The organism is Actinomycetospora cinnamomea (genome assembly GCF_003096675.1).
Taxonomy (GTDB): Bacteria; Actinomycetota; Actinomycetes; order Mycobacteriales; family Pseudonocardiaceae; genus Actinomycetospora; species Actinomycetospora cinnamomea.
In genome coordinates, this window is sequence record NZ_QEKW01000003.1 from 140,275 (window position 1) to 162,498 (window position 22,224).

The 22,224-nt window shown below is 75.3% G+C and carries 18 protein-coding genes and 1 pseudogene; 2 read left to right on the forward strand and 17 right to left on the reverse strand.

What is annotated here, in order from left to right:
• Nucleotides 1-173: 173 nt before the first annotated feature.
• From pyrF to pyrR, 6 genes are read right to left on the reverse strand one after another with little or no spacing between them, the layout of a single operon-like run.
• Nucleotides 174-1,076, reverse strand: a complete 903-nt coding sequence (pyrF, locus tag C8D89_RS07635; RefSeq protein ID WP_243417935.1) for an orotidine-5'-phosphate decarboxylase — start codon at nucleotides 1,074-1,076, stop codon at nucleotides 174-176.
• Nucleotides 1,073-4,459, reverse strand: a complete 3,387-nt coding sequence (gene carB / locus C8D89_RS07640; protein WP_116707517.1) for a carbamoyl-phosphate synthase large subunit — start codon at nucleotides 4,457-4,459, stop codon at nucleotides 1,073-1,075. Before carB ends, pyrF begins: the two co-directional genes overlap by 4 nt.
• Before the next feature lie 2 nt (nucleotides 4,460-4,461).
• Nucleotides 4,462-5,571, reverse strand: a complete 1,110-nt coding sequence (gene carA / locus C8D89_RS07645; RefSeq protein WP_116707518.1) for a glutamine-hydrolyzing carbamoyl-phosphate synthase small subunit — start codon at nucleotides 5,569-5,571, stop codon at nucleotides 4,462-4,464.
• Nucleotides 5,564-6,892: a dihydroorotase gene (locus C8D89_RS07650; protein WP_116707519.1), complete on the reverse strand. Its 1,329-nt coding sequence runs from the start codon at nucleotides 6,890-6,892 to the stop codon at nucleotides 5,564-5,566. Before C8D89_RS07650 ends, carA begins: the two co-directional genes overlap by 8 nt.
• Nucleotides 6,889-7,863 (reverse strand): aspartate carbamoyltransferase catalytic subunit, encoded by a 975-nt coding sequence (locus C8D89_RS07655; RefSeq protein ID WP_116707788.1) that lies wholly within the window; start codon nucleotides 7,861-7,863, stop codon nucleotides 6,889-6,891. Before C8D89_RS07655 ends, C8D89_RS07650 begins: the two co-directional genes overlap by 4 nt.
• A 32-nt stretch (nucleotides 7,864-7,895) precedes the next feature.
• Nucleotides 7,896-8,486 (reverse strand): bifunctional pyr operon transcriptional regulator/uracil phosphoribosyltransferase PyrR, encoded by a 591-nt coding sequence (gene pyrR, locus C8D89_RS07660; RefSeq protein ID WP_116707520.1) that lies wholly within the window; start codon nucleotides 8,484-8,486, stop codon nucleotides 7,896-7,898.
• A gap of 313 nt (nucleotides 8,487-8,799) precedes the next feature.
• Here pyrR and bldD point away from each other — a divergent pair, with 313 nt between their 5' ends.
• The gene (gene bldD / locus C8D89_RS07665; RefSeq protein WP_116707521.1) at nucleotides 8,800-9,294 is read left to right on the forward strand and encodes a transcriptional regulator BldD; all 495 of its coding nucleotides are present in this window, start codon (nucleotides 8,800-8,802) and stop codon (nucleotides 9,292-9,294) included.
• Between the two features lie 187 nt (nucleotides 9,295-9,481).
• On the opposite strand, the pseudogene nusB reads toward bldD, so the two are convergent.
• From nusB to C8D89_RS07680, 3 genes and pseudogenes are all read right to left on the reverse strand, one after another.
• Nucleotides 9,482-9,928: pseudogene (gene nusB, locus C8D89_RS07670) on the reverse strand (transcription antitermination factor NusB); the annotation flags it as partial.
• Between the two features lies 1 nt (nucleotide 9,929).
• Nucleotides 9,930-10,493 carry an elongation factor P gene (efp, locus tag C8D89_RS07675; RefSeq protein ID WP_116707523.1) on the reverse strand — a complete coding sequence of 188 codons (564 nt, stop codon included), beginning with the start codon at nucleotides 10,491-10,493 and terminating at the stop codon, nucleotides 9,930-9,932.
• 27 nt (nucleotides 10,494-10,520) lie between these two features.
• On the reverse strand, nucleotides 10,521-11,675 hold the full coding sequence (locus C8D89_RS07680; protein ID WP_116707524.1) for a M24 family metallopeptidase: 1,155 nt from the start codon (nucleotides 11,673-11,675) through the stop codon (nucleotides 10,521-10,523).
• Nucleotides 11,676-11,715: 40 nt separating this feature from the next.
• Between C8D89_RS07680 and C8D89_RS07685 the strand changes: the two genes are divergently transcribed.
• Nucleotides 11,716-12,831, forward strand: a complete 1,116-nt coding sequence (locus C8D89_RS07685) for a hypothetical protein (RefSeq protein ID WP_116707525.1) — start codon at nucleotides 11,716-11,718, stop codon at nucleotides 12,829-12,831.
• A gap of 104 nt (nucleotides 12,832-12,935) precedes the next feature.
• On the opposite strand, the gene aroB is transcribed toward C8D89_RS07685, so the two are convergent.
• From aroB to alaS, 8 genes are all read right to left on the reverse strand, one after another.
• Nucleotides 12,936-14,033 carry a 3-dehydroquinate synthase gene (aroB, locus tag C8D89_RS07690; protein WP_243417936.1) on the reverse strand — a complete coding sequence of 366 codons (1,098 nt, stop codon included), beginning with the start codon at nucleotides 14,031-14,033 and terminating at the stop codon, nucleotides 12,936-12,938.
• Nucleotides 14,023-14,550 carry a shikimate kinase gene (locus tag C8D89_RS07695; protein WP_116707526.1) on the reverse strand — a complete coding sequence of 176 codons (528 nt, stop codon included), beginning with the start codon at nucleotides 14,548-14,550 and terminating at the stop codon, nucleotides 14,023-14,025. Before C8D89_RS07695 ends, aroB begins: the two co-directional genes overlap by 11 nt.
• Nucleotides 14,547-15,770, reverse strand: a complete 1,224-nt coding sequence (gene aroC, locus C8D89_RS07700; protein ID WP_116707527.1) for a chorismate synthase — start codon at nucleotides 15,768-15,770, stop codon at nucleotides 14,547-14,549. Before aroC ends, C8D89_RS07695 begins: the two co-directional genes overlap by 4 nt.
• 30 nt (nucleotides 15,771-15,800) lie before the next feature.
• On the reverse strand, nucleotides 15,801-16,451 hold the full coding sequence (locus tag C8D89_RS07705) for a prepilin peptidase (protein WP_116707528.1): 651 nt from the start codon (nucleotides 16,449-16,451) through the stop codon (nucleotides 15,801-15,803).
• Between the two features lie 168 nt (nucleotides 16,452-16,619).
• Nucleotides 16,620-17,486, reverse strand: coding sequence for a shikimate dehydrogenase (locus C8D89_RS07710; protein WP_116707529.1), 867 nt, complete (start codon nucleotides 17,484-17,486; stop codon nucleotides 16,620-16,622).
• The gene (locus tag C8D89_RS07715) at nucleotides 17,487-18,965 is read right to left on the reverse strand and encodes an endolytic transglycosylase MltG (RefSeq protein ID WP_116707790.1); all 1,479 of its coding nucleotides are present in this window, start codon (nucleotides 18,963-18,965) and stop codon (nucleotides 17,487-17,489) included.
• Between the two features lie 65 nt (nucleotides 18,966-19,030).
• Nucleotides 19,031-19,492 (reverse strand): Holliday junction resolvase RuvX, encoded by a 462-nt coding sequence (ruvX, locus tag C8D89_RS07720; protein ID WP_116707530.1) that lies wholly within the window; start codon nucleotides 19,490-19,492, stop codon nucleotides 19,031-19,033.
• On the reverse strand, nucleotides 19,485-22,154 hold the full coding sequence (gene alaS, locus C8D89_RS07725) for an alanine--tRNA ligase (protein WP_116707531.1): 2,670 nt from the start codon (nucleotides 22,152-22,154) through the stop codon (nucleotides 19,485-19,487). The genes ruvX and alaS overlap by 8 nt, the downstream gene beginning before the upstream one ends.
• Nucleotides 22,155-22,224 lie beyond the last annotated feature (70 nt).

Sequence of the window (22,224 nt, forward strand, 5' to 3'; positions counted from 1 at the left end):
ATGGGCTGGACCAGTGCTGGCGAACGTACCGCGCGCGGGCGCGGCCGACAGTCCGTGGGGCGGGAGTGTCCGCAGGTCGGGACACGTGGCGCAGCAGAGCTGGCCCCGCTGATCGGACGGCCGTCGCGCCCACCGGCCGGAGATCGACTCCTTGGGAACGCGCACGCAGCGGGCTACCCCGTCAGCGCCCCGTTCAGCGCGCCGACGGCGGCTCTCAGCGCTCCGGGGTCGGGGCCCGCCCTGAGGACCTCGCGGGCACTGACGGGCACGACCGGTCCCCCGGTTGCGCCCAACGCGTCCGGCGGCCCGAAGGTCGCGGCCACGTCGTCGGTCGTGCCGCCCTGCGCGCCGAGGCCGGGCACGAGCACCGGCCCGCCCAGGGCCGTGAGGTCGAGGCCGTGGTCGCGGCCGGTGGTGCCCCGGGTGAGCCCGACGACCGCGCCGGCCGACCCCTCCCCCGGCCCGTCGCGGTGGGCGGCGTTGTGCTCGGCGAGCGCGTCGACGACGGACTGCGCCACCTCGCGCATGCGGCGCCCATCCGGCCCTTCCACCCACGCCTGGGCCGACTGCACCCCGGCCGCCTCGGGGTTGGACGTGCGGGCGAGCACGAACACCCCGCGCCCGGTGGCGGCGGCGAGGTCGAGGGCGGGCGCCAGCGCGCCGACCCCGAGGTAGGGCGAGAGCGTCAGCGCATCGGCCGCCAGCGGGGCGCCGTCGGCCAGCCAGGCGCGCGCGTAGCCGGTCATCGTCGAGCCGATGTCGCCCCGCTTGGCGTCGGCCACGGTGAGCACGCCGGCGTCCCGGGCGTCGGCCAGCGCCCGCTCGAGGGCGCGCAGGCCCGCGGACCCCAGCACCTCGAACAGCGCGACCTGCGGCTTGACCAGGGCGACGTGCCCCGCGAGGGCCTCGACGACCCCGCGGGCGAACCGCTCCACCCCGGCCGCGTCGGGCTCGAGGCCCCAGCCGGCCAGCAGGCCGGGGTGCGGGTCGATGCCCACGCACAGGGGGCCGTGGGCGGCGACGGCCTCGCGGAGACGGGTCCGGAAGGACACGGCGCCCCCGTCGACACCGCTCACGACCCGGCCACCGCCACCGGGGTGCGGGACGACTCGGTGCCCTCGGTGCCCTCCGTGCGTGCCTCGGCGAGACGGGCGTGGAAGACCTGCAGCGGCGTCACCGCGACCTCGCCGCGCATCGCGGCCTCCACGGCCTGCACCGCGGCCGCGGCGCCCTGGACCGTCGTCACGCACGGGACCCCGACGTCCAGGCACGCCGCCCGGATCTCGTAGCCGTCGATGCGCGGGCCCGAGTGCCCGACCGGGGTGTTGACCACGAGGTCGACCTCGCCGGCGGCGATCCGGTCGACGATGTTGTCGGATCCCTCGAAGTGCTTGCGCACCACCTCGCACGGGATGCCGTTGCGCTCCAGCACGCTGGCGGTGCCCGCCGTGGCGAGGATCGAGAAGCCGAGGTCGGCCAGCCGCTTCACCGGGAAGATCAGCGAGCGCTTGTCGCGGTTGGCCACCGACACGAACACCCGCCCGCGCGTCGGGAGCGGGCCGGACGCGGCGGCCTGGGCCTTCGCGAACGCCGTGGAGAACGCCCGGTCGATGCCCATGACCTCGCCGGTGGACTTCATCTCCGGGCCGAGCAGGGAGTCCACGCCGCGACCGTCGGGGCGCCGGAAGCGGTGGAACGGCAGCACCGCCTCCTTGACCGCGACGGGGTGCCCGCGGGGCAGGTCGGCGCCGTCGCCGACGGGCGGCAGCACCCCCTCGGCGCGCAGGTCGGCGACCGTGGCCCCGAGCATGATCCGTGAGGCGGCCCCGGCGAGCGGCACGCCCGTGGCCTTGGAGACGAACGGGACGGTGCGCGACGCCCGCGGGTTGGCCTCGAGGACGAAGAGCACGTCGTCCTTGAGCGCGTACTGGACGTTCATCAGTCCGCGCACCCCGAGCCGGCGCGCGAGCGCCACCGTCGACGCGCGCACCGTCTCGAGCTCGGCCACCCCCAGGGTGATCGGCGGCAGCGCGCAGGACGAGTCGCCGGAGTGCACCCCGGCCTCCTCGATGTGCTCCATGACCCCGCCGAGGTAGACCTCGCCCTCGGCGTCGCACAGCGCGTCGACGTCGATCTCGATGGCGTCGTCGAGGAAGCGGTCGACGAGCACCGGGTGGTCGGGCGTGACCTCGGTGGCCCGGACGATGTAGTCGGCCAGCGTGGCCTCGTCGTAGACGATCTCCATGCCCCGCCCGCCCAGCACGTACGACGGGCGCACGAGCACCGGGTAGCCGACCGTCGCCGCGATCTCGCGGGCGCCGTCGAAGCTGGTCGCAGTGCCGTAGGGCGGGGCGGGCAGGCCGGCGTCGGCGAGCACGCGGCCGAACGCGCCGCGCTCCTCGGCGAGGTCGATCGCCGCGGGCGGCGTCCCCACGATGGGCACCCCGGCGGCCTCGAGGCCCGCGGCCAGCTTGAGCGGCGTCTGGCCGCCGAGCTGGACGACGACCCCGACCAGCCCCGGACCGCCCTCGCCGGAGACCTGCTCCGCGTGCACGACCTCGAGCACGTCCTCCTCGGTGAGCGGCTCGAAGTACAGGCGGTCGGAGGTGTCGTAGTCGGTGGAGACGGTCTCGGGGTTGCAGTTGAGCATCACCGTCTCGAACCCGGCGGCGCGCAGGCTGAACGCCGCGTGCACGCAGGAGTAGTCGAACTCGATGCCCTGGCCGATCCGGTTCGGCCCCGAGCCGAGGATGATCACCTTGGGCCGCTCGGTCTGCGGCGCGACCTCGGTCTCCGCGTGCGGGTCGGACTCGTAGGCCGAGTAGTGGTACGGCGTGCGCGCCTCGAACTCCGCGGCGCAGGTGTCCACCGTCTTGTAGACCGGACGCACGCCCAGGCGGTGGCGCAGCGCCCGCACCCCGGCCTCGCCGGCCAGCTCGGGGCGCACCGCGGCGATCTGGGCGTCGGAGAACCCGGAACGCTTGGCCCGGCGCAGCAGCACCTCGTCGAGCACCGGGGCGTCGGCGATCTCGCCGCGCAGCCGCACGAGGCCCTCGATCTGCTCGACGAACCAGGGGTCGATGCCCGAGACCTTGCTGACCTCGTCGACCTCCGCGCCCCGGCGCAGCGCCCGCTCCACGGCGTAGAGCCGCCCGTCGCGCGGCAGCGACGCCTGGTGCAGCGCCTCGCCCGGCGTCTCGTCGGGGTCGGCCACCGTCCAGAACCCACCGGCCTTCGTCTCGGCCGAGCGCAGCGCCTTGTTGAGCGCCTCGGGGAAGCTGCGGCCCAACGCCATCGCCTCGCCGACCGACTTCATCGTCGTGGTCAGCGTGGGGTCGGCGCCGGGGAACTTCTCGAACGCGAAGCGCGGCACCTTGACCACGACGTAGTCCAGCGTCGGCTCGAAGCTCGCCGGGGTCTCGCCGGTGATGTCGTTGGTGATCTCGTCGAGCGTGTAGCCCACGGCGAGCCGGGCGGCGATCTTGGCGATCGGGAAGCCGGTGGCCTTCGACGCCAGCGCCGAGGACCGGCTGACCCGCGGGTTCATCTCGATGACGACGAGCCGGCCGGTCTCGGGGTGCACGGCGAACTGGATGTTGCAGCCGCCGGTCTCGACGCCGACCTCGCGCAGCACGGCGATGCCGGTGTCGCGCATGACCTGGTACTCGCGGTCGGTCAGCGTCATCGCCGGGGCGACGGTCACCGAGTCGCCGGTGTGCACGCCCATCGGGTCGACGTTCTCGATCGAGCAGACCACGACGACGTTGTCCTTGCCGTCGCGCATGAGCTCGAGCTCGTACTCCTTCCACCCGAGCACGGACTCCTCGATGAGCACCTCGTGCACCGGGCTGGCGGACAGACCGGTGCCGGCCAGGCGCTCGAGCTCGTCGTGGGTGTAGGCCAGGCCCGACCCGAGCCCGCCCATGGTGAAGCTGGGGCGGATGACGACGGGCAGCCCGACCTCGGCGACGGTGGCCCGCACCTCGGCCATCGAGTGGCAGACCTCGCTGCGCGGGACGTCGCCGCCGATCGAGCGCACGATGTCCTTGAACTTCAGCCGGTCCTCGCCGCGCTGGATGGCGTCGACGTCCGCGCCGATGAGCTCGACGCCGTAGCGCTCGAGCACGCCCGCGTCGTGCAGGGCGATGGCGGTGTTCAGCGCCGTCTGCCCGCCCAGGGTGGCCAGCAGCGCCGTCACAGGGGTCCCGGCCGCCCGCTCGGCCTCGATGACCTTGGTGACGTGCTCGACGGTGATCGGCTCCACGTAGGTGGCGTCGGCGATCTCCGGGTCGGTCATGATCGTCGCCGGGTTGGAGTTGACCAGCGAGACGCGCAGGCCCTCCTCGCGCAGCACCCGGCAGGCCTGGGTGCCCGAGTAGTCGAACTCGGCGGCCTGCCCGATGACGATCGGACCGGAGCCGATGACCAGGACGTGGTGGATGTCCTCGCGGCGCGGCATGGCTACTTCCCCAACAGGAGAGCGAAACGGTCGAAGAGGTCGGCGGCGTCGTGCGGGCCCGCCGCCGCCTCCGGGTGGTACTGCACGCTGAACGCCGGGACGTCCTCGCAGGTCAGGCCCTCGACGGTGCCGTCGTTCGGGCACGAGTGGCTCAGGTGGACGCGCCCGGCGGGGCCGTCCACCCGCGCGCCGGGCTCGCCGGCGACGGCGAACCCGTGGTTCTGGCTGGTGATCGCCACCGTGCCCGTCGCGTGGTCGACGACCGGGATGTTGATCCCGCGGTGGCCGTAGCGCATCTTGTACGTCCCCAGCCCCAGCGCGCGGGCGAGGATCTGGTTGCCGAAGCAGATGCCGAACAGCGGCACCTCGCGGCGCAGCACCTCCGCGGTGAGGGCGACCGCGTGCGCGGCCGCCGCCGGGTCGCCGGGCCCGTTGGAGAGGAACACGCCGTCGGGGCCGCCCTCGAGCAGCTCCTCCACCGACGCCGTCGAGGGGACCACACGGGTCTCGATGCCCCGCTCGGCGAGCATGCGCGGCGTGTTGGCCTTGATGCCGAGGTCCAGCGCGGCGACGCGGAAGCGCGTCGGGCCGCTCGCCGCCACGGTGTAGGGCTCGCGGGTGGTGACGGCGCCGGCGAGATCGGCGCCCGCCATCGCCGGGCTGTCGAGCACCTCGGCGCGCAGCGAGGTGGGGTCGGCGAGCGCGTCACCCGAGAAGATCCCCGCGCGCATCGACCCCGCCTCCCGCAGCCGGCGGGTGATCGCACGGGTGTCGACGCCGGAGACGCCGACGACGCCCTGGCGCTCGAGCTCCTCGGCCAGGTCGCGCCGCGAGCGCCAGTTCGACGGCCGGCGCGCCGGGTCGCGCACCACGTAGCCCGCGACCTGGATGCGCCGGGACTCGTCGTCCTCGTCGTTCCAGCCGGTGTTGCCGATGTGCGGCGCCGTGGCCACCACGATCTGGCGGTGGTAGCTGGGGTCGGTCAGCGTCTCCTGGTAACCCGTCATCCCGGTGGCGAACACCGCCTCGCCGAGGCTGCGACCCCGGGCCCCGAAGGCCTCGCCGCGGTGGACGCTGCCGTCCTCGAGGACGAGCACGGCGTCGTCAGACATCCTGCACCTCTCCCTGAACCTCTCCCGACTCCTGCACGGCTCCGTCCTGCACCGTCCACCGGCCCCGCAGCATGGTGTGCACCACCGACACCGGCATCTCCATCCCCTCGTACGGGGTGTTCGCCGCGAGGCTCGCCAGCGCCGCGCCCCGCACCGTCCACGCGGCCTCGGGGTCGACGAGCGTGAGCGTGGCCGGCTCGCCCGGTGAGAGCGGACGGCCCTGGTCGGCGAGCCCGGCGACGCGCGCCGGGGCCTCGCTGCACACCCGCGCCACGCCGCGCCAGTCGAGCAGCCCGGTGGCGACCATCGTCGTCACCACCACCGGCAACGCCGTCTGCAGTCCCAGCATGCCGGGCCGTGCGGCGGACCACTCGCAGTCCTTGGCCTCCACCGCGTGCGGCGCGTGGTCGGTGGCCACGCAGTCGACCGTCCCGTCCGCCAGGGCCCGGCGCAGGGCCTCGGTGTCCGCGGACGGGCGCAGCGGCGGGTTGACCTTGTGCACCGGGTCGTAGTCCTCGGCGGCGGTATCGGTGAGCAGCAGGTGGTGGGGCGTGACCTCGGCCGACACGCGGAAGCCGCTGCGGGCGCCGCCGAGCGTCCCCCGCGCCCAGCGCACGATCTCCGCCGACCGCGCCGTGGACAGGTGGCACACGTGCAGGCGCGCGCCGGCCGCGGCGGCGAGCATCGCGTCCCGGGCGATGATCGACTCCTCGGCCGTCGGGTCCCACCCGGCGAGGCCGAGCCGCGCGGCGACGGGGCCCTCGTGGGCCTGGGCACCGACGGTCAGCCGGTGGTCCTCGGCGTGCTGGGCGACCACGGCGTCCAGGGCCCGGGCGTACTCCAGCGCCCGACGCATGATCAACGGGTCGTTGACGCAGCGACCGTCGTCGGAGAAGACGCGCACCCCGGCCGGTGAGGCGGCCATCATGCCCATCTCGGCGAGCTTGCTGCCCTCGAGACCGACCGTGACCGCGCCGACGGGGTGCACGTCGACCAGCCCGACCTCGCGGCCCCGGCGCCACACGTGCTCGACGACCACGGGCGAGTCGGCCACCGGGTCGGTGTTGGGCATCGCGAACACCGCGGTGTAGCCGCCGAGCGCCGCGGCGGCGGAGCCGGTGGCGACGGTCTCGGCCTCCTCACCGCCGGGCTCGCGCAGGTGGGTGTGCAGGTCGACCAGCCCGGGCAGGGCGACGAGGCCGTCGGCGTCGACGGTCTCGTCGGGGTCGTCCACCGTGTCCACGAGGACGCCGTCACGGACGTACAGGTCGGTCGGGTCCTCGCCGTAGGGGCGGACGTTCCTGATCCTGATGGTGCTCACGCCACGTCCTCCCCGGCCAGCAGGTGGTAGAGCACGGCCATCCGCACGTGCACCCCGGCGGTGACCTGCTCGGTGATGGCGGCGCGGCTCGAGTCGGCCACCGAGCTGGCGATCTCCATGCCGCGCACCGCCGGCCCCGGGTGCAGGACGACGGCGTGGTCTGCCAACCGGTCGGCGCGGGCCTGCGAGAGCCCGAACCGGATCGCGTACTCGCGCGCCGAGGGGAAGAAGCCGCCGTGCATGCGCTCGGCCTGCACGCGCAGCATCATCACCGCGTCGGGTGCCCCCCCGGCAGCGTCACCGCCCAGGGTCGCGTCGAGGTCGTGCGACACCGCGACCGGCCAGCTCTCCACGCCGACCGGCAGCAGGGTCGGCGGCGACACCAGGGTCACCCGGGCGCCGAGGGTCGCCAGCAGGTGCGCGTTGGAGCGGGCGACGCGGCTGTGCAGGACGTCGCCGACGATCGCGACGTGCGCGCCCTCCACCCGCCCGAGCCGGGCCCGCAGGGTCGCCGCGTCGAGCAGCGCCTGGGTCGGGTGCTCGTGGGTGCCGTCCCCGGCGTTCACCACGGCGACGTGGCCCTCGGCGCCCAGGTGGGAGTGCCCGACGCGGTCCAGCCACGCGGCGATGCGGTGCGGCGCGCCCGATGCGGGGTGCCGCACGATCAGGCAGTCCGCGCCCGCCGCGCCGAGCGTGGCCGCCGTGTCGCGCAGGGACTCGCCCTTGCTCACCGAGCTCGCCGACGCGCTGACGTTGATCGTGTCCGCGCTCATCCACTTGCCCGCGACCTCGAACGACACCCGCGTGCGCGTGGAGTTCTCGTAGAACAGCGTGACCACCGTGCGCCCGCGCAGCGTGGGGAGCTTGCGCACGGCGCGGCCCGTCAGCGCCTGCTCCATCCCGGCTGCGGTGTCGAGCAGCGCCTCCGCCTGGTCGCGGCGCAGGGCCTCGGTGGAGAGCAGGTGGCGCAGGCCGATGCCGGTGCTCGTGCCGTCCGCGACGGTCATCGCAGGCTCACCCCGTCCTCGCCGTCGACCTCGACGAGGCGCACGGCCACGTCCTCGGACCGGTTGGTGGGCACGTTCTTGCCGACGTAGTCGGCGCGGATCGGCAGCTCGCGGTGTCCGCGGTCGACGAGCACGGCGAGCTGGACCGCGCGCGGCCGGCCGTGGTCGCGCAGCGCGTCGAGGGCCGCGCGCACGGTGCGGCCCGACATCAGCACGTCGTCGACGAGCACCACGACCGCCTCGTCGATCCCCGCCGCCGGCAGCTCCGTCTCGGCGAGCGCGCGCGTCGGGCGCAGGCGCAGGTCGTCGCGGTAGAGCGTGGGGTCGAGCGTGCCGGTGGGCACGACGGCGCCGGTGATCTCGGTGATGCGCTCGGCGAGCCGGCGCGCGAGGTAGGTGCCGCGCGTCGGGAGGCCCAGGAGCACGACCGGCGGGGCCTGCTCACCGCCGTCGGGCGCGGTGCGTTCGATGATCTCGTGGGCGACCCGGGCCACGGTGCGCGCGAGGTCCGCCGCGGAGAGCAGCTCGCGCTCACCCTCGGCACTCGCGCCACCCGACCCGGGTGCGCCCCGCTGCCGTGACGGCACGCGGGGGACCTCCTTCTCCGCCTCGCCGGACGGTTCTTAAAGGATGTCGGTCTGGACTCTCTGCACACTATCAGCGACCATCCCGACCTTCCGTGGCGGCCGCGGGCGACCGGACGTGCCGGGCGTGAGCGCAAGGCACTACGCGCCGTGGTCCGTGTCCGGACGAGTGCCCCGAGCCACAAGCGGCGACGATCCGTGAGGTCCCGGCTTGACCTTGTGACGACCGGGGGCGCATCATCACTCTCCGTATCGACTTCGCTGGGTGCACGGGCGGGGCGAGCCGAGCGACGCGAGAGGACGGGGTGTCCGCCAGATGGGTGACTACGCGAAGGCGCTGGGGTCGAAGCTCCGGGGCATCCGCCAGCAGCAGGGGCTGTCCCTGCACGGCGTCGAGCAGAAGTCCGGCGGTCGGTGGAAGGCCGTGGTCGTCGGTTCCTACGAGCGCGGTGACCGTGCGGTGACGGTCCAGAAGCTCGCCGAGCTCGCCGACTTCTACGGCGTGCCCGTGGCCGAGCTGCTGCCCGAGGGGCGCGTGCCCTCCGGCTCCGAGCCGGCGGCCAAGATCGTCATAAACCTCGAGCGGCTGCAGCAGCTCCCGGCCGAGAAGGCGGGGCCGCTCGCGCGCTACGCCGCGGCCATCCAGAGCCAGCGCGGCGACTACAACGGCAAGGTCCTCTCGATCCGCAACGAGGACCTCCGCTCGCTCGCGATCATCTACGACATGAGCCCGGGAGAGCTGTCCGACCAGCTCGTGGACTGGGGCGTCCTGCCGCCCGAGGCCCGGGTCGCGCGCGGGATCGACGAGTAGTCCGGGTCGCGAGTCGCAGCGAACGGGCTGTTCGCTGCCTCTATGCGCGCGAACTCCCCGTTCGTGCGCGAGGTCAGCCCGCGGTCGGCTCGTCGTCCGCGGGCGGCAGGGTGTCGGCCGGCAGGGTGTCGGCCGGCAGGGTCTCGGCCGGCGCCAGCTCGACACCCGCGGGGACGTCGACGCGGTCGGGGCTCGGACCCGCGACCGTGCCCGGCCGCCCCGACGACACCCCCGCCAGGACGCCGTTGACGAAGCGCGGCGAGTCGTCGGTCGACAGCTCGCGGGCGAGGTCGATGGCCTCGTCGATCGCGACCGGGTCGGGCACCTCGTCGGAGTGCAGGATCTCGAAGACGCCGATGCGCAGGATCACGCGGTCCACCGCCGGCATGCGGGCCATCGTCCAACCGCGCGCGTAGGACGAGATGACGCCGTCGATCTCGTCGCGGTGCGCGATCACTCCCTCGACCAGTGAGGCGGCGAACTCCGACACCGGCGGCGCGTCGGCGCCGGCGATGCGCCGGGCGAGGACCTCCTGGGCGTCCTCGCCCCGCGCCTCGGACTCGAACAGGATGTCCAGGGCCCGCTTGCGGGCCTTGGAGCGGGACCCCTTGCGGGGTGTCGCGGGTGAGGTCACCTCAGCCGCTCACGCGACCCAGGTAGCGCCCGTCCCGGGTGTCGACCTTGACCTTCGTGCCCGACTCCAGGAACAGCGGCACCTGGATCTCGGCGCCGGTGGACACCGTGGCCGGCTTGGTGCCGCCGGTGGAGCGGTCGCCCTGCACGCCCGGGTCGGTGTGCGTGATCTCGAGCTCGACCGACGCCGGGAGCTCGATGTACAGCGGCACGCCGTCGTTGAACGACACCTGGACCTCCTGGTTCTCCAGGAGGAACCGGGACTGGTCGCCGACGGTGGTGGCCGGCACCGGCACCTGCTCGTAGTCGGAGGCGTCCATGAAGATGAAGTCGTCGCCGTCGCGGTAGAGGTAGGTCATGTCGCGGCGGTCGACGTTGGCCGTCTCGACCTTCGTGCCGGCGTTGAAGGTCTTGTCGACGACCTTGCCGGTCATCACGTTCTTCAGCGTGGTCCGGACGAAGGCGCCGCCCTTGCCCGGCTTGACGTGCTGGAACTCGGTGACCGACCACAGGTTGCCGTCGATCCGCAGCACCATGCCGTTCTTCAGGTCGTTCGTCGTCGCCATCTGTAGCGCGCACTCTCCTACGCGTCGTTACCGGAACGGGACCTCGAGGTCCCGGGGGCTCTGGGTGAGCGGTACGGCTCCGTCGTCGGTGACGACCAGCGTGTCCTCGATCCGGACCCCGCCCCTGCCCGCCAGGTACACGCCCGGCTCGACGGTGACCGTCATCCCCACCTTCAGGGTAGCGGTCGCCGTCGCCGACACCGCCGGAGCCTCGTGGATGACCAGCCCGACGCCGTGCCCGAGACCGTGGACGAACTGCTCGCCGAAGCCGGCCCTCGCGATGACGTCGCGCGCGGCGGCGTCGACGTCGCGGGTCGGGACACCGGGGACGAGCGCGGCCCGGCCCGCGGCCGCGGCCTCGGCGACGAGGGCGTGGAGGTCGCGCTGCCACGGCGTCGGGGTGCCGACCACGAGGGTGCGAGTCATGTCGGAGCGGTAGCCGTCGACCAGCGCGCCGAAGTCCATGGTCAGCAGGTCGCCGTCGGCCAGCGGCGCGTCCGTGGGGCGGTGGTGCGGGATCGCGGCGTGGGCCCCGGCGGCGACGATCGTCTCGAACGACGGGCCCTCGGCGCCCGCCTCGCGCATGCGCTCCTCGAGGTCACGGGCCACCTCGCGCTCCGTGCGCCCCGGGTGCAGCCCGTCCGCGGCGAGCATCCCCGCCAGCGCGGCGTCGGCCACGGCACACGCCTGGCGCAGCGCGTCGAGCTCGCCGGCGTCCTTGACCTCGCGCAGCGTCTCGACCAGGCCCGGCGCACGGCGGAGCTCACCGGCGGCCAGGGCGTCGAGGAGGTCGCCGTGCCCGTCGACGGTGACGTGGGCGCTGTCGAACCCGACGACGGCGGCGGCCGGCAACGCGGCGAGCAGCGCCGGCGCGCAGGCGCGCTCGACGAGGACGGGCAGGTCGGGAGCCTGCGCCGCGGCCTGCACGGTGTAGCGGCCGTCGGTGGCGAGCACGGTGCGGTCCTCGCCGCGGTCGGCGGCGTCGTCGGCGTGGACAAGCAGGGCCGCGTTGGAGCCGGTGAAGCCCGACAGGTAGCGGACGTTGACGAGGTCGGTGACGAGCAACGCGTCGAGCCGGGCCTCGCGCAGCAGCCCACGCAGGGTGTCGCGGCGCCGGGCGTGTCCGCCGGGTGCACGGTCCGGACGGGTCGGCCCGGGGTCGGTCGGGGCCCCGGTGAGCATGCCCGTCAGCGTAGGTGAGGGCGGGTCGTACGGTGTCGGGGTGCGTTTCGCCACCTCGGTCCGGCCGCGTCCCTGGGTCCTGCGTGCGCTCGTGCTCACCGCGGTCTTCGGCGTCGCGCAGGCGCTGTTCGTGGCCCTGCGGTCGTGGTCGCCCGACCTCCTGCGGCTGTGGAGCGCCCTGCTGCTGGTGCTCGTGCTGGCCGTCGTCATCGTGTGGGTGGGCGCGGAGGTCGTGCTCGACCGCAGACCCCCGGAGTGGTCGTGGTTCGGCGCCGCGCTGGTGTCGGCGCCCGCCGCGGGCCTGCTGAGCTGGATCCTCCTCGCGCTCTTCGTCGACGGCACCGGCGTCGCCGACCTTCAGCCCGCGCTCGTCGGGCGGGCCTCGTTCACCGCGCTGCTCGTGCTCGCCGGGGTGTTCGTCGGCTCGCGACTCGGCTGGCTGTCGCTCCGCCGCCACGGCGAGGGCGCCGACGACCCGGCCCTCGACGCCGACGACGACGCCGTCGCCCGCCGGGCCGCGCTCGACCGGGCCGACGTCTCCCCCGGCGGCCCCGCGGACGACCGTGCCGCCGCCGCAGCCCGCGCCGCCGCCCGGGTGGGGGTGCGCCCGGCGGCGGCCGGCGCCTCCGGGCCGTCGGTGGCGGGGGTGCGGACGCCCGGACGTCGCACACCGGAGCGGGCCGCGGTGGGGTCGGTGGGGTCGGTGGGGTCGGCAGGGTCGGCGGGGTCGGCGGGGCCCGAGGTGGCCGAGCGCGAGCGGATGCCCGAGGCCCCGCGTCTCGCCGGGCAGCGCCGCGTGTCGACGGTCCGGGCCTCGGGCGCGTCGCCGACCGTGTCCTCGCCCTTCGGCCCCGAGGCCTCGACCCCGGGCGGGGCGGAGGACCGCGACGACGTGCCCGAGTCCCTCGAGCCGCCCGTCGTCGCCGTCCTGCCGTCGTTCCCGATGCCGGGCGGGCCGCTCGACCCCGAGACCCCGGCGAGGGGCACGGCGTCGGCGGACAGCGGCTCGGCGGACAGCGGCTCGGCGGGCGGCGGCTCGGCGGACAGCGGCTCACCGGGCGCCGGCTCGGGCGACGTGGCCTCGGCCGACACAGGCGACGCCTCCCACGAGTCCCGGACCCGCCGTCGCTTCGGCCTGCGGCGCCCGCGAAGCTGACGCCCCGACGAGGGCCCCCCGGTGGCAGCGAACGCGCCGTTCGCTGCTTCTATCGCAGCGAACGGCGCGTTCGCTGCGTCGGACGTCCGCGCGGGGCGAGCGGCTCAGGAGGCGAGGGCGGCGTAGGCCGCCGCGAGGTCCTCGGGCGTCGGGCCCTCGAGGCGCCCCGGCCGCGCGAGGCCGTCGAGCACCACGAACCGCAGCAGCGCGCCGCGCGACTTCTTGTCCAGGCGCATGGTGGCGACGAGGTCGTCGAAGGCGTCGGCCGGGTAGGTCGTCGGGAGCCCGACCCGGGTGAGGACGGCGGCGTGGCGATCGGCGGTCACGTCGTCGAGACGTCCGGCGCGGCGGGCGAGCTCGGCGGCGAACACGAGCCCGACCGACACCGCCTCGCCGTGACGCCACCGGTAACGCTCGCGCCGCTCGACGGCGTGGCCGAGGGTGTGGCCGTAGTTGAGGATCTCGCGCAGGTGCGATTCCCGCAGGTCGGCGGCCACCACGTCGGCCTTGACGCGGATCGAGCGCACCACGAGCTCGCCGAGCGCGGCGCCGGCCGGGTCGAGCGCGGCGTCCGGGTCGGCCTCGACGATCTCGAGGATCGCGGGGTCGGCGATGAACCCGGTCTTGACCACCTCGGCGAGGCCGGCGGCCAGCTCGGGGCGGCTCACGGTGGCGAGGCTGTCGAGGTCGGCGACCACCGCGGCGGGCTCGTGGAACGCGCCGACGAGGTTCTTCCCGGCCGCGGTGTTGATGCCGGTCTTGCCGCCGACGGCCGCGTCGACCATCGCCAGCAGGGTGGTGGGCACGTGCACCACCCGCACGCCGCGCATCCAGCACGCGGCGACGAAGCCGACGAGGTCGGTGGCCGCCCCCCCGCCGACCGCGACGAGGGCGTCCGAGCGGGTCAGGCCGAGGCGGCCGAGCTCCTCCCAGCACGCGCCGGCGGTCGTGAGGTCCTTGCCGTCCTCGCCCTCGGGCAGCACGTGGAGGTGGGTGCGGGTGCCCTGCGCCTCGAGGGCGTCGCGCACCGCCCCGGCGATGGCGGCGACAGCGGGCTGGTGGCAGACGACCACGGTGGCCGTGCCCGCCAGCGTCTCGGCCACGGCACCGGTGACCCCGCGGCCGACGACCACGTCGTACGGCGCGGCGGTGGCGACGTGCAGGCGCTCCAGGACCGCGCCGGCTCCGGTCTCAGCGGGCACGGTCGGCGGCCTCCGGGCCCACGGCGGCGAGGACGGCGTCGGCGACGGCCTCGGGCGTGAGGTCGTCGGTGGCGATCTCGTGGCGGGCGACGGCGCGGTAGACGGGCAGGCGCTCGGAGAGCAGCGCGGAGAACGTGGCCCGCGGGTTGACCCCGGCGAGCAGGGGTCGCGCGGTGGACAGCCCCACCCGGCGGACCCCGGCGGCGAGCCCGACCCCGAGGAACACGACGGGCTGGCCCGCGAGCAGGTCACGGATCGCCTCGGTCATCACCGCGCCCCCGCCGAGGGCGAGCACGCCGTCGTGGCCAGCGAGCGCCTCGGCGACGGCGTCACGTTCCATGACCCGGAACGCCGGCTCCCCGTCGGTGAGGAAGATGTCGCTGATGGACCGGCCGGCGCGCTGCTCGACGAGCGTGTCGCTGTCGACGAAGCGCACCCCGAGGCGCTCGGCGACGAGCGCCCCCACCGTCGACTTGCCCGCCCCGGGCGGGCCGACGAGCACGGCGACGGGGCTCACGGGAGGTCCTGGCCGGTCTCGACGGCGCGCCGCGGGTCGACGGCGGCCGCGTAGGCCGCGGCGTTGCGCGCGGTCTCGCCCAGCGAGTCGCCGCCGAACTTCTCCAGCGCGGCGTCGGCGAGCACGAGCGCAACCAGGGCCTCGGCCACGACGCCCGCCGCGGGCACCGCGCAGACGTCGGAGCGCTGGTGGTGGGCCGTGGTGCCCTCGCCGGTGACGACGTCGACCGTGCGCAGGGCCCTCGGCACCGTCGAGATCGGCTTCATCGCCACGCGGGCCCGCAGGGGCTCGCCGTTGGTCATGCCGCCCTCGATCCCGCCGGCCCGGTTGGTGGCCCGGGCGACGCCGGTGTCGCGGGCACCGAGATGGATCTCGTCGTGGGCCGCCGAGCCACGGCGGCGTGCCGTCGTGAAGCCGTCGCCGATCTCCACGCCCTTCATCGCCTGGATGCCCATGAGGGCCCCCGCGAGGCGGGCGTCGAGGCGGCGGTCGGCCTGCACGTACGACCCGAGGCCCACGGGGAGCCCGTGCACCACGACCTCGACGACCCCGCCGAGGGTGTCGCCGTCCTCCTTGGCCGCGTCGACCTCGGCGACCATCGCGGCCGTCGACGCCTCGTCCACCGCGCGCACCGGGCTGGCGTCGATCCGCTCGCCGTCGCCGGGCATCGGGATCACGTCGGGCGTCGCGTCGGCGGTGCCGAGGCTGACCACGTGCGAGAGCACCTCGACCCCGAGGGCCTGTCCGAGGAACGCCTTGGCCACCGCACCGAGCGCCACCTTGGCCGCCGTCTCGCGAGCGCTGGCGCGCTCGAGGACGGGGCGGGCCTCGTCGAAGTCGTACTTCGTCATGCCGGCGAGGTCGGCGTGCCCGGGCCGGGGGCGGGTGAGCGGAGCGTTGCGCGCCCGGCCCTCGAGCAGCACCGGGTCGACGGGGTCGGCCGACATGACCGTCTCCCACTTCGGCCACTCGGTGTTGGCGATCCGGATGGCGATCGGGCTGCCCAGCGTCACGCCGTGCCGGAACCCGCCGGACAGCTCGATCTCGTCGGCCTCGAAGCTCATCCGCGCGCCGCGCCCGTACCCGAGGCGTCGGCGCGCGAGGTCCGCCGACACCTCCTTCGAGCTCACCGAGACGCCCGCGACCATGCCCTCGAGCACGGCCGTGAGCGCCGCACCGTGCGACTCTCCCGCCGTCAACCACCGCAACACGTCGCCCATCGTCGCACGTCACCGTGCGCCCCCGATCGCTCACGGAGTGATCACCACCGCCGCGAGCGCCACCCACGCGGCACCGAGCACGGGCGGCCCGAACGGCACCGTCGTCGACCGCCCGCCGCGGGCCAGCACCAGCGCGAGCACCCCGGCCGCCGCCAGCACCGGGGCGACGGCCAGCGCGGCCCACGACGCCGCCGCCAGGGGCGCGCCGAGCGCCGGCGCCAGCTTCACGTCCCCGGCGCCGAGGGCTCCCGGCGCGACGAGGTGCACCACCGCGTGCCCCACCCCCCAGCACACGGCGCCGAGCACGCCGACCAGCACGGCCCGGAGCCCGAGCGGCGCCAGCGCCGCGAGCGCCAGCACCGTCGCGGGGCGGGTGAGCGCGTCGGGGAGCCGGCGCGCGGCGAGATCCGTCGCGCTGCCGGCGACCACCAGCGCGCCCAGCCCCAGCCATGCCGGCAACCACGCCGCCGGCGCCGCTCCCGCGACCACCACGCCCGCCGGCACCGCCCACAGCACCGCGAGCGCCGTGGCGCAGGGAGCCCGCGGCACGAGCACCCCGCGCCGCATCCGCGCCAGCACCGCCCGCACACCCAGACCCGCGAGCGCCCCCGCTCCCCCGCCCGTCACCACCGCCGCGATCACCACGCCGTCGAGCCTGGCGTCGCCCGCGACCCCCGTCACGGATCCGCTCGCGACCCTGGGGACGCATCCGGGCGATGGGGACGGGCGTATGGAGCAGCGGGATGTTCGGCGTCAGCGTCGCAGCGTCGGGGCGAGGGACGCGCTCGCTGCCTCCCACGCAGCCAAGGTGACCCTCGCTGCCCCGCTCGGGACGCGCCCCGGCGTGCGTCAGTCCGGCAGGGGCAGCAGGGCCACGTCCACCGTGGCCGCCAGGGCCGCGCGCATGGCATCGCGGGGCGCGGGGAGGCCGGTGAACTGCTCGACCTGGCCGAAGGCCTGGTGCAGGAGCATGTCGAGCCCGGTCGCGACGGGTAGGCCCCGGTCGGTGGCGGCGGCGGCGAGCGGCGTCGGCCAGGGGTGGTAGACCGCGTCGAGCACGACGGTGTCGTCGGGCACCGACCCGACGAGGAACGCGGCCCGCGCCTCGTCCACCGATCCCGCCGGGGTGGTGTTGACCAGCGCCAGGGCCCGCTCCAGGTCGCTCGCGGCCAGCGCCGACCACGGCACCGCCCGCGCCGCGAACCCGAAGGACCGCGCGACCGCCAGGGTCCCCTCGGCCCGCACGGGGTCGCGCACGACGATTGTCACCGACTCGCTCCCACCCAGCTCGTCCAGCCCGCCGATCGCGGCGCACGCCGTCGACCCCGACCCGAGCACCACCGCGTCCCGCAGGCCCCCGGCACCGGGCACCCCGACGACCCCGCCGGCCCGCAGCGCGCCCGCGACCCCGTCGAGGTCGGTGCAGTCCGCCGCCCACCCCTCGGCACGGCGCACGAGGGTGTTCGCGGCCCCGACGCGGGCGGCGCGGGGCGTCACGGTCGTGGCGACCTCGAGGGCCGCGCGCTTGCCCGGCATGGTCACCGACAGCCCGGCCCACGACGCGTCGCGCGCGGCGACCCAGGCGGGCAGCTCCTCGGCGGTGCACTCGACGGCCTCGTAGGTCCAGTCGTCGAGACCCAGCGCGGCGTAGGCGGCGCGGTGCAGCACCGGCGAGCGCGAATGCGCCACCGGCGACCCGAGGACGGCGGCGTGCACCTAGTAGGCCCCGCGTGCCTGGGCGAGGCGCCGGTTGGCGTCGTGCTCCTCGACCGTCACCGCGAAGCACGAGGTGCCGTCGGGCTGGCACTTCACGAAGTACGTCCACGGCCCGGGCGTCGGGTCGAGCGCCGCCGCGAGCGCCTCGGAGCTGACCGCGCCGATGGGGGTCGGGGTCAACCCGAAGTTGAGGTACGTGTTGTACGGCCCCGGTGTCGCACGGTCGTACGGGCTGGTCAGCAGCGTCTGCCGGTCGAGCGGGTAGTTCACCGTCGAGTCGAACTGGAGGCGCATCGGGATCGCGAGACGGTTGTAGATGACCTGCGCGACCTTCCCGAAGTCGGCCTGGACGCCCTCCCGCTCGGCGAGCGACCCGATGATCAGCGCGTCGTAGGGCTCGACCCCGCGGGCCTCCGCCTCGCGCACGAGCCCGCCGGCCTCGAGCCGCGGCACCGATTCCCGCAGCACCTGCTCGAGCGCCTCGCGCGCCCCGATGCCCGGACGCAGGTCGTAGGTGCCCGGGGCGAGCAGGCCCTCCAGCCGGCGGTTCGGCTCGGCGCGCCGCACGCCCTCCAGCGCCCAGGACGGCACGCCGAGCTCGGCGGGGTCCGCGGTCGCCATCGCGGCGCGCAGGTCGTCCACCGAGGCGCAGCGCTCGGCGCCGGCCTCGTCGACGGTGCACGTGGCCCGCGAGATCAGCGAGAGGGTCCCGGGGACGACGGCGTCGCCGGCGCCGACGGTGTCGTCGAGCTGCGTGCCGCTGCGGATCTCCAGGCGTCCCACGCGACTGGCCGGGTCCAGGAGCGCCTCCACCGCGCCGGCCGCCGACATCTGGCGGCGCAGCTCGTAGAAGCCGGGCTGGATGGCGCGGCCGTTGGGGTCGTCCTCGGCGGCGTCCCCGAACGCCCGGGCGGACGCGACGACGTCGGCGCGGGCGAGCTCCTCGCCGATCGCGCTGGTCGAGGCACCGTCGGCGACCTCGACGACGACGCGGCCCGTGCCCGGGCCCTCGTAGTCGGGCGGGAAGAACACGCCGATCAGGTCGCGGGCGAAGAACACCCCGCCGACGAGCGCGAGCACGAGCAGCGCCGCGATCCCCGGCCACAGGTACCGGCGGCGCCGCCGCGCCGGGCCGTCGTGCGCGAGCAGCTCGGTGACGGCGTCGTGGTCGTCCGGGGCGGTCCGGCGGTCGTCGTCGCCGAGCAGCCAGCCCGGATCACCGTCGGCCGCCGGGGACCGTTCCTCCTCCACGTCGGGCACCCGCCAGTCGGACGCGAGGTGCGTGTCGGTCTCGACGTCGTCGTCGGTCGGTGCCGGACGCTCGGGGCCCCGCGGCGCCGCCGCCCGCCCCGCCACCCGCCCCGGGGACCGCGCGCCACCACCGTGCCGTCCGGTCGGGCGTCCGGCCACCGCCCGCCCCACGGGCCGTCCCTGGGCGGTGCCGGGACGCGGCCCCGACGACCGACCGGTGGGCGACATGCGGATCACCCGTCGCCCGCCCGGCGACCACCCGTCGGGCTGGCCCGGACCTCCGTGACGACCCGTCACGAGGTCTCCGGGGCGCCGGCCGCGCGGCGCGCGTCGAGGTGACCCTGGAGGATCGCGACCGCGGCGGCCTGGTCGATCACGCGGCGCTGCTTGCGGCCCCGGACCCCCCGGTCGGACAGCGTGCGGGTGGCGGCGACGGTGGTCAGGCGCTCGTCGGCCAGCACGACCGGGACGTCGCGCCCGGCGGCGGCGAGCCGGTCCCGCGCGGCCGCCGCGTACTCCTGCGCGGACTGCGCGGCCGGTCCGTCCCGACCGGCGAGCGTGCGGGGGAGCCCCACGACCACCTCGACCACCTCGTGCTCGTCGACGAGCGCCACGAGCCGGTCCAGGTCGGTACCGGCCGTCCCGTCACGATCGAGGGTAACGAGCGGGGTGGCGAGCACTCCCCCCGGATCGGACAGCGCGACCCCGACCCGCACGCTGCCGACGTCGACCCCGAGACGGCGTCCCTCAGACAGCGCGGGACACCTCCGTGCGCAGGGCGGCGATGGCGTCGTCGATGCCCGCCACCCCGCTGCCGCCGCCCTGGGCCAGGTCCGGCTTGCCGCCCCCGCGCCCGTTCACCGCGGGCGCGAACGCCTTGACCAGGTCGCCGGCGGCCAGTCCCCGGTCGCGGGCGCCCTCGGTGGTGGCGACGACGAACGACACCTTCTCGCCGTCCGGCGCGAAGAGCGCCACGACGCCGGGTCGGCCCTGCAACCGGCCGCGGACGTCGCCCGCGAGCGAGCGCAGGTCGCCGCCGGTGACGCCCTCGGGGGTGCGGGCGGCGACGAGCGCGACCCCGCCGACGTCCTCGGCGCCGTCGACCAGCGAGCCGGCCGAGGACAGCACCTCGCGGGCCCGCACGGCCTCGAGCTCCTTCTCGGCGGCGCGCAGGCGCTCGACGAGGCCCGACACCCGCTCGGGCAGGTCCTCGGTCGGCGTCTTGAGCTGCTCGGCGAGCTGGTTGACCAGGACGTGCTCGCGGTTGAGGTAGCGGAACGCGTCCAGCCCGACGAGGGCCTCGACGCGCCGGACGCCGCTGCCGATGGACCCCTCGGTGATGACCTTGATCATGCCCAGCTCGCCGGTGCGCGCCACGTGCGTGCCGCCGCAGAGCTCGCGGGAGTACTCCCCCATGTCGACGACGCGCACCTGGTCGCCGTACTTCTCGCCGAACAGCATCATGGCGCCGAGCTCGCGGGCCCGGTCCATGGTGGTGACGTACCAGTCGACGTCCCGGTCCTCCTGCAGGATCGTGTTCACCTCGTCCTCGACCTCCCCGAGGAGCGCGGGCGGGATGCCGCCGGACGGCGAGGTGAAGTCGAAGCGCAGGCGGCCGGGCGCGTTCAGCGAGCCGGCCTGGGCCGCGGCGGGCCCGAGGGCGTTGCGCACGCCGGCGTGCACGAGGTGGGTGCCGGTGTGGGCGCGGGCGATCGCGCTGCGCCGGTCGGTGTCGACCTCGGCCTCGGCGGCGGTGTCGACGCCGATCGTCCCGTGCGTGACCACCCCGCGGTGGATCCGCAGGCCCGGCACCGGCAGCTGCACGTCGTCGACGCGCACCGTGCCGTCGGTGGTCCGGATGACGCCGGTGTCGGGCTGCTGGCCGCCCGACTCGCCGTAGAACGGGGTGTTGTCGAGGACGACCTCGACCGTGTCGCCCTCGCGCGCGACCGGCACCGGCTGCCCGTCGACGAGCAGCCCCACGATGCGCGTGGCGGCCTGCAGGTCGGTGTAGCCGAGGAACTCCCCCGGCGGGTGGGCCTCGAGCAGGCGGCGGTACACCGAGTGGTCGGCGCTGCCCTGCTTGCGGCTCTTGGCGTCGGCCTTGGCGCGGGCGCGCTGCTGGTCCATCAGCGACCGGAAGGCGCCCTCGTCGACGTCCAGGCCGGCCTCGGCGGCCATCTCGAGGGTGAGGTCGATCGGGAAGCCGTAGGTGTCGTGCAGGACGAAGGCGTCCTCGCCCGAGAGCACGCTGCGCCCGGCCCGGCGCGTGTCCGCGACCGCGGAGTCGAACAGCCGCGAGCCGGTGGTCAGCGTCGCCAGGAACGCCTCCTCCTCGGCGCGCATCACCGACACGATCCGGTCGAAGTCGGTGACGAGCTCGGGATACGACGGCCCCATGGCGTCACGCACGACGGTGGTGAGGTCGACGAGCACCGGCTCGGTGATCCCGAGCAGGCGGGCGTTGCGGACCACGCGGCGCAGCAGGCGGCGAAGCACGTAGCCACGGCCCTCGTTGCCCGGGATCACCCCGTCGCCGATGATCATCGTGCCGGTGCGGATGTGGTCGGCGATGACGCGGAACCGCACGCCGTCCTCGGGCGTGCCGTGGTCGTACGACCGCCCCGAGAGCTCCTGGACCCGGTCGATCGTCGGCCGCAGCAGGTCGGTCTCGTAGACGTTGTCGACGCCCTGGAGCAGGAACGCCACCCGCTCGACGCCGAGACCGGTGTCGATGTTCTTCTGCGGCAGCTCGCCGATCGGGGGCGCCCCGTACTTCGGGCTGGAGTCGCCGCGGACGTCCTGCATGAAGACGAGGTTCCAGATCTCGAGGTACCGGTCCTCGTCGGCGACCGGCCCGCCCTCGAGCCCGTACTCCGGCCCGCGGTCGTAGTAGATCTCCGAGCACGGCCCGCCGGGACCGGGCACGCCCATGTCCCAGTAGTTGTCCTCGCCGCCGCGGCGCTGGATGCGCTCGAGGGGCAGGCCCGCGACGTCCTGCCACAGGCGCTCGGCCTCGTCGTCGTTCTCGTAGACCGTGACCCAGATGCGCTCGGGGTCGAAGCCGAACCCGCCGTCGTCCTGGCTGGACGTGACCAGGGACCAGGCGTGGCGGATCGCGCCTTCCTTGAAGTAGTCGCCGAACGAGAAGTTGCCCGCCATCTGGAAGAACGTGTTGTGGCGGGTGGTGTGGCCGACGTTCTCGATGTCGCCGGTGCGCACGCACTTCTGGATCGACGTCGCCGTGGCGTAGGGCGGCGGGGCGTCGCCCAGGAAGTACGGCTTGAACTGCACCATCCCCGCGTTGACGAACAGCAGCGTCGGGTCGTCGAGGATCAGGGAGGCGCTGGGGACGGGGGTGTGGCCGGCGTGCTCGAAGTGCGCGAGGAAGCGACGGCGGATCTCGTGGGTCTGCACGGTGTCCTGCTCAGGGATGGTGCGGGTGGGTGCGCTGCGGTCGAGGGGTGGCGCGGGGTCCGGCCGGACG

Coding starts and splice junctions, on each gene's coding strand:
- C8D89_RS07715 (WP_116707790.1), bottom strand. CDS start 18,965: ATGTCGCCCACCGGTCGGTCGTCGGGGCCGCGTCCCGGCACCGCCCAG.
- efp (WP_116707523.1), bottom strand. CDS start 10,493: ATGGCGACGACGAACGACCTGAAGAACGGCATGGTGCTGCGGATCGAC.
- aroC (WP_116707527.1), bottom strand. CDS start 15,770: ATGGGCGACGTGTTGCGGTGGTTGACGGCGGGAGAGTCGCACGGTGCG.
- carB (WP_116707517.1), bottom strand. CDS start 4,459: ATGCCGCGCCGCGAGGACATCCACCACGTCCTGGTCATCGGCTCCGGT.
- C8D89_RS07680 (WP_116707524.1), bottom strand. CDS start 11,675: ATGCTCACCGGGGCCCCGACCGACCCCGGGCCGACCCGTCCGGACCGT.
- bldD (WP_116707521.1), top strand. CDS start 8,800: ATGGGTGACTACGCGAAGGCGCTGGGGTCGAAGCTCCGGGGCATCCGC.
- carA (WP_116707518.1), bottom strand. CDS start 5,571: ATGTCTGACGACGCCGTGCTCGTCCTCGAGGACGGCAGCGTCCACCGC.